The sequence below is a fragment of the Cryobacterium sp. MLB-32 genome, from assembly GCF_000738085.1.
GTDB lineage: Bacteria > Actinomycetota > Actinomycetes > Actinomycetales > Microbacteriaceae > Cryobacterium.
Genome location: NZ_JPRS01000006.1, coordinates 38,989 through 52,510 on the forward strand (window position 1 = coordinate 38,989; position 13,522 = coordinate 52,510).

The following is a 13,522-nucleotide window of genomic DNA, read 5'->3' on the forward strand; positions in this document are numbered from 1 at the left end:
TGTCAGATGCCGCTGACACGGTGACGGTCGTGGTTTCACTGTTTCTGGCCATTGTTCAAGGCTAAGCGAACGCGACTCGCGGCGGCACGCGACGTCACGGTCGGGGCCCGTCGTTAGGCTCGGCGTATGAACGTCATCCAATCATTCGAGCCACGCATGCATCCGGAATCGGTTCCCGGATTTCGGCGTCTGGTTGCCCAGGCGCGCGTGAGCGACCCGATCCTGCTCAACGAACGGGCGATGACCCGCATGGTGGGACACGTGCTCTGGATGCTGCGGCGCGTCGGGGACAGCGGCATCCGCCTGACGAAGGCCGGCCTCCTGCCGCCTGCCGTCGTGGTCGAGGCCACGACCGAGCTGGACTGGGGGTGGCCGGTGCCGGTCAACCGGGAAAGCAACATCACCCCCCTGCGGGAGATGCGCGCGTACATGCGTGACGTTGGGCTGCTGCGGGTGAGCAAGGGGCAGCTGTCGCTGACCGTGAAAGGGCGCACACTCGCTCGGTCGCCCCGCGAACTCTGGTGGCACCTCGCGCGCACGGTGCACAAGAGCCGTACTCCGGTGATCACCGATGCGACGCGGATTCTGCTGCTGTTCATCGCCACGCGCAGCCTCGACGAAGAAGAGGACTACTTCGACGCCGTAGCCCAGGGCCTGAACACGATCGGGTGGGCCGAGAAGGACGGCAGCCCGGTTGAGCCGATGCGGGCACAACGGCTGATCCTCGACAAATGGCGGCTGCTGACCCGCCTTGGGGTCTTCACGGAAGGCGAGCTCTGGTACGGGAATTCCTGGACGCCCTCCGTCGGCGGCGCAGCGTTCGCGCGTGCCGCTCTGCAGACCGCGGTACCTGCCCCGCAGCCGGAAGAACTCGGGCCCATCCGCCGGGGTAGTCTCAGCTCGGAATAGTCTCAGCTCGGAATAGTGTCCATGACAGCGGGAATGTACATGTTCATTGCCGTCGAAATCTTGGTCGCGCTCACGATGACCCCGAGCAGGACGATCGCCACCCACACCCAGACCGCCGTGAGGGTGCCGCCCACCCGGCGGCGCACGATGACCGAGCGGCCGATCACGTAGATGCCGCTGTAGAGGAATGTCCAGGCCCAGTGGAACGGGCGGGCGAGTCCGAGCCGGGACAGTCGCCGCCGATCGAAGAATGCCAGCAGGATGCTGGCCACGTAGATTCCGAAACTGAGAATCTGGATCAGCGTGTACGTCGCGTCGATCATCGGGGCATCGGTTGACAGCGTATTCATGAGATACGTGGTCATATCGAACTGGCTCATGGCCAGCAAGGACAGAATCGGAAGCAGCACAATCGTCCAGAGCAGCGCATTGTTCACGCGGGTGCCTGACCCGGCCACAAGTGGGGGAGTGACCCCGTAGACCTCGAGGGACGGATCGTGCTGGTGCTCGGTCCACTGCGCGCCGTCCCACCAGCGAAGTCCCGGAGCCCCGGACGGATCCGGGTACCAGCCTTTTTCGTGAAGTGTGTTTCCTGCTGAATCCGTCATCATTCCCCCATCGTGTGGCACCCAGTCTAGGTGCGCACTCCATCGGTGGTTGGATGGACGGATGGATGCCACACCCGCGTATATCGATGACTTCGCCCGTTTCATCTCCGCCTCGCCGTCGTCGTACCACGCGGCCGCCGAGGTTGCCCGTCGCCTCGAGACGCACGGGTTCGTGCGGTTGAGCGAATCGGACGAGTGGTCGGGGGAGCCGGGCGGTCGCTTCGTCGTGCGCGACGGGGCCGTCGTGGCGTGGCTCCAGCCGGTGGGGGCTGGACCGACAACGCCCTACAAAATTCTCGGTGCCCACACGGACTCGCCCGGTTTCAAGCTCAAGCCCAAACCCACCATCGGCTCTCACGGCTGGTTGCAGGCCGGCGTCGAGGTGTACGGCGGTCCGCTGCTCAACTCCTGGCTTGACCGCGAGCTCGAACTCGCCGGCCGGCTTGTCACCCGGGACGGCACGGAGCACCTCGTGCGCACGGGCCCGTTCCTCCGCATTCCGCAGCTCGCCGTTCACCTCGACCGTGAAGTGAACAACGGTCTCGTGCTCGACCGGCAGCGTCACCTCACCCCGGTCTTCGGTGTCGGAGACGTTGCGCAGGCCGACCTGGTCGCGCACCTCGCCGACCGTGCGGGTGTGGAAGCCGCGGACGTGGCCGGCTACGACATCCTGACCGCAGACACCGCGCCGCCCGCTCGGTTCGGCCTTGGGAACACGCTTTTCGCGGCGGGACGCATGGACAACCTGTCGGCCGTTCACGCCGGCCTTCGTGCGCTCATCGCGGCGGCAGCCGTGCCGTCCGGTGGTACGAGCATCAGCCTGCTGGCCGCGTTCGACCATGAGGAACTGGGCTCGCAGTCGCGCTCCGGAGCCAGTGGGCCCCTGCTCGACGACATCCTCACCCGCATCTCGGCCGGCCTCGGGGCATCCGTTTCGCAGCGGCTGCAGGCCTACGCCGAGTCGTGGTGTCTCTCGGCCGACGCCGGCCACGCCGTGGACCCGAACTACTCAGAGCGTCACGACCCGGCCAATATGCCCATTCTCGGGGGCGGTCCGCTGCTCAAGATCAACGCCAACCAGCGTTATGCGACGGATGCCGTGGGCGCGGCCCTGTGGGCACGCACCTGTGAGCAGGCCGGCGTGAATTACCAGGAATTCGTGTCGAACAACACGGTGCCGTGCGGCTCGACCATCGGACCGCTGACCGCGACAAGGCTCGGTATCCGCACGGTGGATGTGGGCGTTGCTCTGCTGTCGATGCACTCCGCCCGCGAACTTTGCCACGTGAACGACCCGGGGGCTCTGTCGGCCGCTATTGAGGCGTTCTTCAGCCCCGCGAGCTAACTGGCGGCGGCCTCGGCGGCCTCGGCGGCCTCCAGGCGCGTGATGCGCACGCGCGCGGCGTCCTCTGAGGAGGACGCGGGGCCGAGGAGCAGGCGCACGAAGGTGAGCACCGCCCCGGTGGCCCAGACCACCGGGAGCCAGGAGCGGCGCAGGCCGAGCATGTCGCGGTATTCACGGGGGATCGACGCGACGGCGCCGGCAAACATGATGCGGTAAAACGGCAGCATTGAGCGTCTCAACGGCGGATGACGGATGAACCGCACCGCGTCAGCGACTCGTTCGTCGCTCTTGAGGATGTTCGCGCTGCGGAACGCCTCAAGCTGGGACTGCAGCGCGGCGGCAGTAGCCGGCGGGTTCTGCACGCCGATGAGTTCGCCGGCCTTCGCCCACTCGCGCACGTATGCGTCGGCGCCGCCCGGGATGGCCCCGCCCCAGAGCTTGTGGGACTCAAGGAAGGCATCCGTGAATACCACGTGCACCCACGACAGCAGTTCGGGGTCACCGGCCGCGTACGAACGCTCGTTCTCCTGGGCATCGAGGTAGGTGCCAGCAACGCGTCCGTGGAACTGAGCCACGCGCCCGGACTCACGGACGGCCGTCTCAGTGTCGGCGAACGTCACGGTGACCAGCCACCGAATGGTTCCGGATAGGCGACCGAGGGGATCTTCGTGATATCGGGACCAGTCGTGCACGCCCGCCATCGCTCCCGGGTGCAGGGTCTGCATGAGCAGGGCGCGGATACCGGCAACCATGGTCGCCAAGCCGCCGTGCACGGCCCAGGAGGCGGAACCCGGGCCGAAGAATCCGCGGTCGCTGCCCTTCTCCATTTGGGAGACCCACGTCGGGCGGCCGTCGCCGTCGCCGGAGAGGGTCGTCAGCAAATGTGATCGCCAGCTGTCTGCAAACTTGCCCATTAGGTGAGCGTAGCGGCGAGACCAGCGAGCGGGCTGTGTGACTGCTCCGAACCGAGCCGAGCCGAACCGAGCCGAGYCGAACCGAGCCGAACCGAACCGAGCCGAACCGAGCCGAACCGAACCGAGCCGAACCGTGCTGGCCGTGCCGGCGTGGCTGGACTCGTAGGCTGAAGACATGCCTTCCTATCGGATAACCCTCACCGTCGGCGACCTCCGAGACGGAGTGACGCCCGACTCCGTGGTTCCCACGGCGGCTCGCGCGGCAGCCGAAATGGCGACCGTCGAGGCATCCGAATTGGCCGTGGTGTCGGGGGAAGCGCGAGTGATCGTGCGGTTTAGTGCCGAGAACCCGGCGGAAGCGTTACGCGTGGGGCTGCACGTGCGCCAGGCAACGGCGGACGTTGCCCGCCTGCTCGGCGCGCAGGTGACGGAGCGAGTTCGTTCGCGTTGGCTCCCGGTGTTGTAGGGAAAATCGCTAGGAACGGGCGCCTGTAAAGGCAGGGGTCGTCGACGGGCGTAGGCTCGGTAGGTTGCTTTAAACCACAGGGAGCCTGACTTTGACCGCTATCACCACGCCGAGTACGAATCGCAAGGTCATCATTCTGGCCGTTGCCGGAGCTCTTGGAGGTTTCCTCTTCGGGTTTGATTCCTCCGTCATCAACGGCGCGGTCAATGCGGTGCAGAAGGAATTCGCGCTCAGCGGGGCCCTCACCGGTTTCGCTGTGGCCTGTGCCCTCCTCGGAGCGGCGGCCGGAGCATTCTTCGGCGGGCGGTTTGCCGACCGGTTCGGTCGGATCCCGATGATGGTCGTGGGTGGTGTGGTCTTCCTCCTCAGCTCGATCGGCTCCGGCCTCGCGTTCGGCGTCGTCGACCTGATCGTGTGGCGGGTGGTCGGCGGGCTCGGCATCGGTCTTGCATCCGTTGTGGCACCGGCCTACATTGCCGAAATCTCGCCGCGCCACATGCGCGGTCGGCTGGGGTCCCTCCAGCAACTGGCGATCACCCTCGGCATCTTCACCGCGCTGCTCTCGGACGCCATGTTCGCGGGCGCCGCCGACGGCGCGAGCGAGCCGCTGTGGTTCGGTCTCGAGGCGTGGCGTTGGATGTTCCTCGCCGGTGCCGTCCCGGCCGTGGTCTATGGCGCGGTCGCCTTCCTGCTGCCGGAGTCGCCGCGGTTCCTCGTTCTCAAGGACCGTGAAGCGGATGCCCGCGCCGTGTTCATTCGACTGTGGCCCGCGGGCGATGTCGACCGCGAGATCCGGGATATGAAAGATTCGATCACGGATGATGCCCGTTCGCAGAAATCAGGCTCCCTGCGCGGTAAGACCTTCGGGCTCAAGCCGATCGTCTGGGTGGGCATCATCCTCTCGGTTTTCCAGCAGTTCGTCGGAATCAACGTGATCTTCTACTACTCCACAACCTTGTGGCAGGCGGTCGGTTTCAAGGAAGAAAATTCGCTGACCATCTCCGTGATCACCTCGGTGACCAACATCCTCGTCACGCTCGTGGCCATCGCGCTCGTCGACCGCATCGGGCGACGTCCCATTCTGCTGGCCGGATCGATCGGCATGACGGTGTCCCTCGCCGCGATGGCACTCGCCTTCAGTCAGTCCCTCACGGTGGCCGGTGAGCTGAGCCTGCCCGGTGCGTGGTCGCCGATCGCGCTCATCGCCGCGAACGTCTTTGTGATTTCCTTCGGTGCGTCGTGGGGCCCGGTCGTGTGGGTGCTGCTCGGTGAGATCTTCCCGAACTCGATCAGGGCGAAGGCCCTCGGCCTTGCCGCGGCGGCACAGTGGATCGCCAATTTCCTGATCACGGTGAGCTTCCCGCCGATGGCTGAGCTGTCTCTCACCATTACCTATGCCATGTACGCGCTCTTCGCCGGGCTGTCGTTCTGGTTCGTCCTCGCCAAGGTGCCGGAAACCAACGGCATGTCGCTCGAGCAGGCCGACACCCTGCTGCCCCCGAAGAACGCGGCACGAAATGCGGGCAAGGAAGCCCGGAAGGCAGAGAAGATCCCCGTATAACCGGCAGTTGCTGCGGAGCCCCCAAATGAATGCCACCCGAATTGGAACTCGCGGGCGGGGGGCCCGCGCCGATAACTTCGCCTGAGAACAGGTGAAGGAAAAGAATGCCCGAACGTGGATTTGCCGTACTCGAGTTCCAGACGACGGGGTTGTTCCCTTACCGGCTCGACAGAGTTGTCGAGGTGGCCGTGGTGCACCTCAATGCCGCTGCGCAGATCACCGGACGGTGGCACAGCGTCGTCAACCCGAGACGGGAACTGGCGGGCGAGGGTGTGCACGGACTCACCGAGGCCGAGGTGGTGGCCGCCCCGACGTTCGACCTGATCGCTCCGAGCCTGGTTGAGTTGCTCTCGGGGCGTGTGCTCGTGGGACACAACGCAGAATTCGAGACCGGCTTTCTGATGGGGGAATTCGCACGGATGGGCTACCGTCCCCGTTTGGGAATGGACGCGATCTGCACCATGCAACTCGCGCGGGATTTTCTGCCCGGCGCGGGCCGTTCGCTCGTCGATTGCTGTGCCGCCTTTGACATCGACGTCACGGACGCGCAGCAGGCTCTGGGGCAGGCGATCGCCACGGCAGAACTCTTCTCCGCATATGTTCACAGCGCACCCGACCTCTCATCGTGGCAGGACGCCATGGACCGGGCGGGATCCATGCCCTGGAGGCATCTCAAGGGAGCGTCCGTGCCCTGGGCTCCACGGCGCGGGGTCGAGTCACCGCACACCCCAACGTTCCTCGAGCGGATGACCGCTCGGCTGCCCGATCATTCCGGTCCGGACGGGCACCTCGACTATCTCGCCCTGCTCGACAGGTCCCTGCTGACGCGGGAGCTGTCGCTGAGCGACCTCACGGCTCTCGTGCAGCTCGCTGCCGTTCACGGGATCGACGGGGACACCTGCGGGCGATTGAACGCTGAGTACTGCGATGATCTGGCCCGGGTCGCGGTCGAAGCGGGGGAGATGACCCCGGCCGATCGAGCCGACCTGCGGGCGGTCGCACAGATGCTCAACGTTCCCGATTCCCCCGCCGCGCCGGTGGCCACGCTGCGGTCCGGCACGACCTCGTGTGACGGAGTGCAGCTGACGCGCGGCGACATCGTGGTGCTCACGGGGGACCTTGCCCGGTCACGGGAAGACTGGCACCGGGAGCTGAATGCCCGCGGCTTTCGGGTCGCGCCGGCAATCACCATGCGCACGAGACTGCTCGTGGCCGCCAATCCGGGTGCCCCCACCGGCAAGACGGGCAAGGCGAAGGACTACGGCATTCCGATCGTGTCCGAATTCGGCCTTCGGTCACTCATCGGAGTGCAGTAGCCCTTGCGGCCCAGTTCGGCCCAGTTCGGCCCAGTTCGGCCTAGTGCGGCCTAGTTCGGCCTAGTGCGAGGGGGCGGCCTAGCGCCGTTTCTCGGCCTCGATTTCACGGGCGCAGTCAATGCAATACTCCGTAGCCGGTTGGGCGGTCAGGCGTTCGCGCCCGATCGCCTCTCCTCGCCTGGTGCAGAAACCGTAGGTGCCGATGTCGACCCGCGCGAGCGCACGGTCGATGCGCGCAAGCTTGTCGGCGAACTCGTGGTGCACGCCCGACAGCCGGGACCACTCCATCGTGAGGGTCGGGCCCTCGGGGTCGTGCTCGTCGTCCTGCGTGCCGTCGCGTGCCTCGCGTACCTCGTCCAGGGATCCTGACAAACGATCCAATTCGGCAACGATTTCGACCCGCATGCGTTTGAGGTCTTTGTCAAAGTGCCTCACGTCGGCAGTGGTGAGTGCTGTCATGACCATGGTTGCTCCTGTCGTTGCGGGGAGACGAGACGGCTGTTGCGCGCTCGTTCCGACGCGTCGTTCGTTCCGACGTGCCGGAGTGGCGGATCGTAGATGAGCGGAATTATACGCCTAGGTTCTGTCGCGCAACAGGAGCAGACACAGCTGTTGCAACAGAAGGAACGGGTCGGGTCGTTGGGCCAGGCCAAGCCGTTGGACCAGGCCCGGCCGTTAGGCCTGGCTGGCCTGACGGTGCCGTCGGAGCGGTCAGATCGCTCGGCTCAGATCAAGCCACGCAGGCAATCCTCGATGCTCACACCGCGCACCTGTGCGCGCTGGGCCAGCCGGGAGTAGTCCTCGGCGCTCAAGGTCAGGGTGACGCTCTGGCGTTCACTCACGCTGCGCAGCTCGGCGGAGTCGCGGGAGTCGAACCCGAGCTGGTGGTCGTCGATGGTTTCGTTCGCGTCGCCGAGGTCGGCGTCATCGAGGGAGAAAAGCTCGTCGTGGGTGAATCGCGGGGTGCTCTGTGGCGCGGCCGGGGGAGCGGTCAGTGGAGCGGCCGGGGAAGCAGCGTGCGGAGCAGCAGCAGCAGCAGCGGCGGCCGACCGTGTGCCGGAAGCGGTGTAACCGGGTCCGCTGCGCACCGGTGCACCGCGTTGGAAGGACTCTGCGGCGCCGCGTGCACGCACATCCGCGGCCTCGTTCAGCGGATGATTGGCGTGGCCCTTGACCCATTCGAAGCGGTACCGTCGACCGACGATTTCCTCGTCGATTTCCTTCAGAATATCGACGTTCATGACGGGCTTCCCGTCTGCCTTGCGCCAGCCCTTCGCCTTCCACCCGCGCATCCACTTCGTCACGCAGTTGATCACATACTGGCTGTCGCAGAGCACGAGGAGGTCGTCGTCGATGTGCTTGGTCGCGCGGAAGAGTTCGAGAACGGCCTTGAGCTCGCCCTGGTTGTTCGTGGCGTGCTTCCAGCCGCCTGCCGCCCAGCTGGCGTCATCGACGTACCAGGCCCAGCCTGCGGGCCCCGGATTACCGAGCGCGGAACCGTCGGCGGCAGCTGTAATCGTCATTGGTCTATTCAACCACCCGCGTCACCGTGTCCCAATGCGCCGCGTCACCGTGCGCGATCGCATGGGTCGGTGTCCCTTTGTGTCGAACCTGTGAACGGGGCCCCTCACTCGGGCCGCGCATGTGTGCTCATCTGGTGATCGAACGTCAACGGCACCCACGCTTTGCGTAAAACACGCCGCGATGCGGGCCGGCACCGGGTGTGGCGGCTGCACGGGCCGAATCATCGAGGTCGTCGAGAATTTCGTGCAGGCCGCGGGGCCACAGAAAGTGGCGGTTTGACTCCCAGCGGATTCCAACGCTATTGAGGGTTACCCCCGTGGCGACTCGGTGGCACAATGTCGACCGGCCCGGACGGCCGGCGGATTGCCGCCTGCTACGGGCCCCGACGAGATATCGATGGGGCGACGCCCCGGAAATGGAGTGTGACTCATGGCAACAGGAGAAACCCCGGTATTGGATGCCATCACAGACATCAACGCCGTGTCGCTGGCGCGCACGGAATTGGATGAGCGCTCGCTGCTGCTCGTGCGGATCGCCGCGCTCGTGGCCGTCGATGCGCCGGTCGCGTCCTACCTGATGCACGTCGGGCCGGGTGCCGAGGCGGGCCTCACGGTGGACGATGTCGAAGACGTGCTCGTGGCTGTGTCACCGATCGTGGGTACTCCCCGCACGATGACGGCCGCGGTGAAGATCGCCGAGGCACTTGAGCTGGCCATCCGGCTGGGCAGCGAAGACACCGAGTAGTTCCCCGGGCAAGGAGAACGGGCCCCCGCAGAGCCGGGGGCCCGTTCTCGTCGCTGGGGCTACAGTCGCGTGGCCCCAGCGTCAGAGGTCGGCCTGCGGCGGGCCGAGGGCCGGCCTAGGCTGTTGCGTATGATCAGCAACGGAAAGCACGAGTCGACTGCCCCGTCACGCGGACCCGCGGTCATGTTCATCTGTGGAGCGTTTGCGGTGCTGATGTTCTCGATCTTGACCGTCATCAACGCATCCGCCTGGTTCAACTATGTTTCCGCGGTCGTCTTCTTCGCCCTGGCCGCTACGCTCGCGTACCGAGGTGTCTGGTTGCTCGTACATTCCCGCGTGGTCAACCGGTCAGGTCGATAACTGCTGAGATCACACCACGTGCGCTCAGAACGGGCGGGGGAGTCGTTGATCGCATCCGCCCACCGCATTATTCAGCGCCGCGCGGCGGCCTTCTCGGCGCACGCGATGCAGAGGTCGGCAGCCGGCTTGATCTCGAGTCGGCCGTCGGGAATCCGCTCGCCGCCTCGCACACACAGACCGTAGGTGCCGTCAGCGATACGGAGCAGGGCACGATCAATGGCGGCGAGTTCTTGCACGGCCTCGGCCTGAAATCCCGACATGCGTGACCACTCGGTGCGCAGCGACGACGCTTCCGCATCGTGGGCGCCGTCGGCCGAACCGTCAGTGCGCGCCGACTGCACGCCCGCGAAGGTGTCGGCGAGACGCTGGGTCTGCTCGGTCAGCTCGATGCGGCGCACGCCGAGCGCCGTTTCGAAGGTGTGTAACTGAGTCGGGCTGAGGGGAGAAACGGTCATGATCCATGGTCCCACGCGTTCGACCGGCTCGTCTCATCGTCGTCGAGAGTCACCAGCGGGCACCCGACGGGAGCGCGATCGTTCGTCGGGATCGGGTGTTTGCCGGGTGCGGTGCTCGGTGCTCGGTGCTCGGTGCTCGATGGCCGGGTGGAGGCCGGGTGCGATGATCGGTGCTGGCTGATCGGGTGGAGGCCGGGTGGAGGCCGGGTGCGATGATCGGTGCTGGTTGACCGGGTGCAGGCCGGGTGCGATGATCGGTGCTGACGAAGGGGGTCGCGAATGAATGCCGTGGCGAAGAGGATGCAGCGGGCCGGCATGGGCCTGGCCGTGTGGCTGTACCGACGCACGAACGGGCGGCTTGGCGGCTCCGTGGGCTCCCTGCCGGTGCTTCTGCTCACGGTCGCCGGCCGGAAGTCCGGGATTGAACACACCGTTCCCGTGGGGTTCTTCGAGTACAACGGCAGCTACATCGTGGTCGGGTCGGCCGGGGGCGCGCCGACAGACCCCCAGTGGTTCCTCAACCTGAGGCGCGCATCCTCGGCGCACATCCAGATCCGCTCACGGCAGACCAACGTAAGTGTTCGCATTGCGGATGCCGCCGAGCGCGACGTGCTGTGGCGCGACGTCGTCGTTCCCCGCGCAGGGGGCTTCGCCAACTACGAGAAGAAGACCCCGCGCACCATACCGATCGCCGTGCTCACGCCCGCTTGAGCGACACCGGCGACGTGCCGATCACGACCGTCGCACGCGTCTTCTGGGAATGCGCGATCTGGCAGGCCAGCCCCGTCTTCGAAAACAGTTCGACCGTTTGGGGTGCCTGCTCCGTGCTGGTCTCGATCAGCACATGGCCACCCGGGGCCAGCCACGGGCGAGCCTCGGCGGCAATGCGGCGCTGCACCTCGAGTCCGTCGGGGCCGCCGTCGAGGGCGACCCGCGCCTCGTAGAGGCGTGCCTCGGGAGGCATCAGCCCGATTCTCGACGAGGGCACGTAGGGTGCGTTCACCACGACCACGTCGACGCCGCCGCGCAGCCGTGCGGGCAGCGCCTCGAAGAGATCACCGGCGAAGACCTTCGACGGATCGAGATTCTGCCGCGCGCACCGCACCGCATCCGGATCGATGTCCGCGGCGAAGACGTCGGCTGACGGCACCGCGGCAGCCACGGCGGCGCCGACGGCCCCGGAGCCACAACACAGATCGACCACAACAGAGCCGGAACGGCAGTGGGCGACGGCCTGCCGCACCAGGAACTCGGTGCGGCGGCGAGGCACGAAGATGCCCGGGTCAACGCGAACATGAAGGCCGCAGAACTCCGCCCAGCCGAGGATATGCTCGAGTGGTCGACCGCTCTCCCGCGCGTCGACCATCACCTCAAGTTCTGAGGCCGAGCGAGCCGAGGACACGAGCAACCTCGCCTCGTCAGCGGCAAAGACACAGCCGGCGGCCCGCAGGCGGCTTTCAATCAGGCTGCGTTCAGACCGGGACAGTGTGGTCATGAATCCTCCGTGGTCTCTTACGTCACCGTCACTGAGATCTGGTCCAGCCCGGTGGCTCCGTCGGGGGCAACGTCGCGGGTGACCGACGTCTGAACGAGGCCATCGGCATCCGTCGCCCGCACGCGCACCGTGTGTGTGCCGGCGGTCGCGGGCCACGTGTACATCCACTGTCGCCAGGTGTCGATGGAGATTGCGTCGGCCAGGGTTGCCTCGTTCCAATCTCCGTCGTCGATCTGCACCTGCACGGCGCTGACGCCCACGTGCTGCGACCAGGCGACACCGGCCACGACCACCGGTCCGGCGGCAACCCCTGCGCGGGGAACGTCGATGCGCGAGGACAGCTTCACCGGGCCGAGCTCAGACCAGCCGCGCGGCGTCCAGTAGCCCTGCTCCTGGTCGAAGCGGGTGAGCTTGAGCTCCACGACCCATTTCGTCGCCGACACATAGCCGTACAGCCCGGGCACGACCATGCGCACGGGGTAGCCGTGCTCGAGCGGCAGCGGCACGCCGTTCATTCCCACGGCCAGAATGGCGTTGCGCTCGTCGGTGAGGGCTTCGATCGGCGTGCCCGCGGTAAACCCGTCGGAGCTGGTAGACAGCACCATGTCGGCGTCGCTCGTGGGCTTCGCCTTCGCCAGAAGCTTACGAATGGGATAACCGAGCCACACGGCATTGCCGATCAGATCGCCGCCCACGTAATTGGAGACGCAGGCGAGCGTTGTCGTACTCTCCTCGAGTGGCAGGGCGAGCAATTCCGCGAAGGAGATCTCCACCTCGTTCTCGACCATGCCCGTGATGCGCAGTCGCCACGTGCTCGGGTCGATGCGCGGCACCTGCAGGGCCGTGTCGATGCGGTAGAAATCCTCATTCGGCGTGATGATCGGTGTGATCCCCGCTACGCCCAGCGAGGCGCCGGCCGGGGTGGGAACGCCGGCGACGGATGCCGGGGGCAGCGTGAACAGGGCGCGGGCGGCATCCGCTGCCCGAGTTCCGGCGAGGAGGAGTTGCCCGCCGGCCAGGGCCAGCACCCCGACCGCGGCGCTGACGCCGGTGAAGGCGAGGAAACCACGTCGGTCCAGGGCGCCTCCCCGGACGGCCGATCACTCAGCCGGCGCACGAGCACGGTGAGCACGATCGTGCCGACGCCCGCCGCGACGAGCGAGGGAAGGGCATCGAAGGCGGCCGAGCCCGAGCGGGTGAGCGCCGCAAGCAGGGCGATGGCGGATGCGGCGACCACGAGCACACGCCCCCACGGCGCGCGCAGATACTCGAGCACTCCGGCGAGTGCCGCGAGAACGAGGACGACGAGCCCGAGGGTGAGGATGAGCACGAGCTTGTCGGCCGTGCCGAACAGGGAAATCACGAGGTCTTTCACCCCGGCCGGCATCCGCTCGATCACGAGGGCGCCGACCGCCAGCACGGGGCTCGCGGTGGGCGCCAGCAGCGCCGCCACGAGCTCGGCGAGCCCGAGGGCGGCGATCGCGGCGGCAACGCCGGCCAGCGCCGGACGCCAGAGCCGCTGAACCGTGCGGGGCCGAACCGGTGTGCTCGAGGCATTGCTGATGACCATGCCGCCAGCCTAGAACGACCGGCTGGGATTACCACCCCTCACGCGCGTCGCCCAACTTTCGTCAGACATCCGAAACATCTATGGGATGGCATAACTCCTGCAATTCGGGGAGGTGGTTTTGAACTGCCCCGTCGTTCTGCGGAAGTTGCCCGGACGGTCTGCAGATTGCAGGAGTTATGCCTACAGGTCGGATCTGGCGAGGAGGAATGGGGGAACGGCAGGCGGACGGGCGTGAAGTAAGGCAGTCTTAAGGGA

14 protein-coding genes and 1 pseudogene are annotated in these 13,522 nt (G+C 66.5%); 8 read left to right on the forward strand and 7 right to left on the reverse strand.

From position 1 onward, the window contains the following. Positions 1-126: 126 nt before the first annotated feature. Complete coding sequence (locus tag JF66_RS01525; protein ID WP_035874122.1) at positions 127-909, forward strand: hypothetical protein; 783 nt, start codon at positions 127-129, stop codon at positions 907-909. Between the two features lie 2 nt (positions 910-911). Here the strand turns inward: JF66_RS01525 and JF66_RS23455 are convergent, their stop codons facing one another. Continuing rightward, positions 912-1,520: a DUF2510 domain-containing protein gene (locus JF66_RS23455; protein WP_035874123.1), complete on the reverse strand. Its 609-nt coding sequence runs from the start codon at positions 1,518-1,520 to the stop codon at positions 912-914. Positions 1,521-1,578: 58 nt separating this feature from the next. Here JF66_RS23455 and JF66_RS01535 point away from each other — a divergent pair, with 58 nt between their 5' ends. After that, a complete protein-coding gene (locus JF66_RS01535) occupies positions 1,579-2,862 on the forward strand; it encodes a M18 family aminopeptidase (protein ID WP_035874129.1) in 1,284 nt (427 codons plus the stop codon). On the opposite strand, the gene JF66_RS01540 is transcribed toward JF66_RS01535, so the two are convergent. Beyond that, positions 2,859-3,776, reverse strand: a complete 918-nt coding sequence (locus tag JF66_RS01540; protein ID WP_035874289.1) for an oxygenase MpaB family protein — start codon at positions 3,774-3,776, stop codon at positions 2,859-2,861. The genes JF66_RS01535 and JF66_RS01540 overlap by 4 nt on opposite strands. Positions 3,777-3,951: 175 nt before the next feature. Between JF66_RS01540 and JF66_RS01545 the strand changes: the two genes are divergently transcribed. The 3 genes from JF66_RS01545 to JF66_RS01555 all read left to right on the forward strand — a co-directional run bounded on the left by JF66_RS01545 (position 3,952) and on the right by JF66_RS01555 (position 7,119). Further along, positions 3,952-4,242: a hypothetical protein gene (locus JF66_RS01545; RefSeq protein WP_035874132.1), complete on the forward strand. Its 291-nt coding sequence runs from the start codon at positions 3,952-3,954 to the stop codon at positions 4,240-4,242. Between the two features lie 91 nt (positions 4,243-4,333). Continuing rightward, the gene (locus JF66_RS01550; protein WP_156109609.1) at positions 4,334-5,803 is read left to right on the forward strand and encodes a sugar porter family MFS transporter; all 1,470 of its coding nucleotides are present in this window, start codon (positions 4,334-4,336) and stop codon (positions 5,801-5,803) included. A gap of 104 nt (positions 5,804-5,907) precedes the next feature. Beyond that, on the forward strand, positions 5,908-7,119 hold the full coding sequence (locus JF66_RS01555; RefSeq protein ID WP_035874139.1) for an exonuclease domain-containing protein: 1,212 nt from the start codon (positions 5,908-5,910) through the stop codon (positions 7,117-7,119). A 78-nt stretch (positions 7,120-7,197) separates the two neighbouring features. Here the strand turns inward: JF66_RS01555 and JF66_RS01560 are convergent, their stop codons facing one another. Beyond that, the gene (locus JF66_RS01560; RefSeq protein WP_051972984.1) at positions 7,198-7,584 is read right to left on the reverse strand and encodes a TraR/DksA C4-type zinc finger protein; all 387 of its coding nucleotides are present in this window, start codon (positions 7,582-7,584) and stop codon (positions 7,198-7,200) included. Positions 7,585-7,844: 260 nt separating this feature from the next. After that, positions 7,845-8,642: an RNase H family protein gene (locus JF66_RS01565; protein WP_035874141.1), complete on the reverse strand. Its 798-nt coding sequence runs from the start codon at positions 8,640-8,642 to the stop codon at positions 7,845-7,847. Between the two features lie 430 nt (positions 8,643-9,072). Between JF66_RS01565 and JF66_RS01570 the strand changes: the two genes are divergently transcribed. Together JF66_RS01570 and JF66_RS01575 are read left to right on the forward strand one after the other, a co-directional pair. After that, positions 9,073-9,387 (forward strand): carboxymuconolactone decarboxylase family protein, encoded by a 315-nt coding sequence (locus tag JF66_RS01570; RefSeq protein WP_035874144.1) that lies wholly within the window; start codon positions 9,073-9,075, stop codon positions 9,385-9,387. Between the two features lie 129 nt (positions 9,388-9,516). Further along, positions 9,517-9,747 carry a hypothetical protein gene (locus JF66_RS01575; protein WP_035874146.1) on the forward strand — a complete coding sequence of 77 codons (231 nt, stop codon included), beginning with the start codon at positions 9,517-9,519 and terminating at the stop codon, positions 9,745-9,747. Between the two features lie 71 nt (positions 9,748-9,818). Here JF66_RS01575 and JF66_RS01580 read toward each other — a convergent pair whose 3' ends face one another. Beyond that, positions 9,819-10,202: a TraR/DksA C4-type zinc finger protein gene (locus JF66_RS01580; protein ID WP_051972985.1), complete on the reverse strand. Its 384-nt coding sequence runs from the start codon at positions 10,200-10,202 to the stop codon at positions 9,819-9,821. 279 nt (positions 10,203-10,481) lie between these two features. Here JF66_RS01580 and JF66_RS01590 point away from each other — a divergent pair, with 279 nt between their 5' ends. Then, positions 10,482-10,913: a nitroreductase/quinone reductase family protein gene (locus JF66_RS01590; RefSeq protein WP_081882067.1), complete on the forward strand. Its 432-nt coding sequence runs from the start codon at positions 10,482-10,484 to the stop codon at positions 10,911-10,913. On the opposite strand, the gene JF66_RS01595 is transcribed toward JF66_RS01590, so the two are convergent. After that, the gene (locus JF66_RS01595; RefSeq protein ID WP_035874152.1) at positions 10,900-11,697 is read right to left on the reverse strand and encodes a putative protein N(5)-glutamine methyltransferase; all 798 of its coding nucleotides are present in this window, start codon (positions 11,695-11,697) and stop codon (positions 10,900-10,902) included. The two genes, JF66_RS01590 and JF66_RS01595, sit on opposite strands and share 14 nt — an antisense overlap. A 17-nt stretch (positions 11,698-11,714) precedes the next feature. Next, positions 11,715-13,267 (reverse strand): annotated as a pseudogene (locus tag JF66_RS01600) (molybdopterin-dependent oxidoreductase). Between the last annotated feature and the right edge of the window lie 255 nt (positions 13,268-13,522).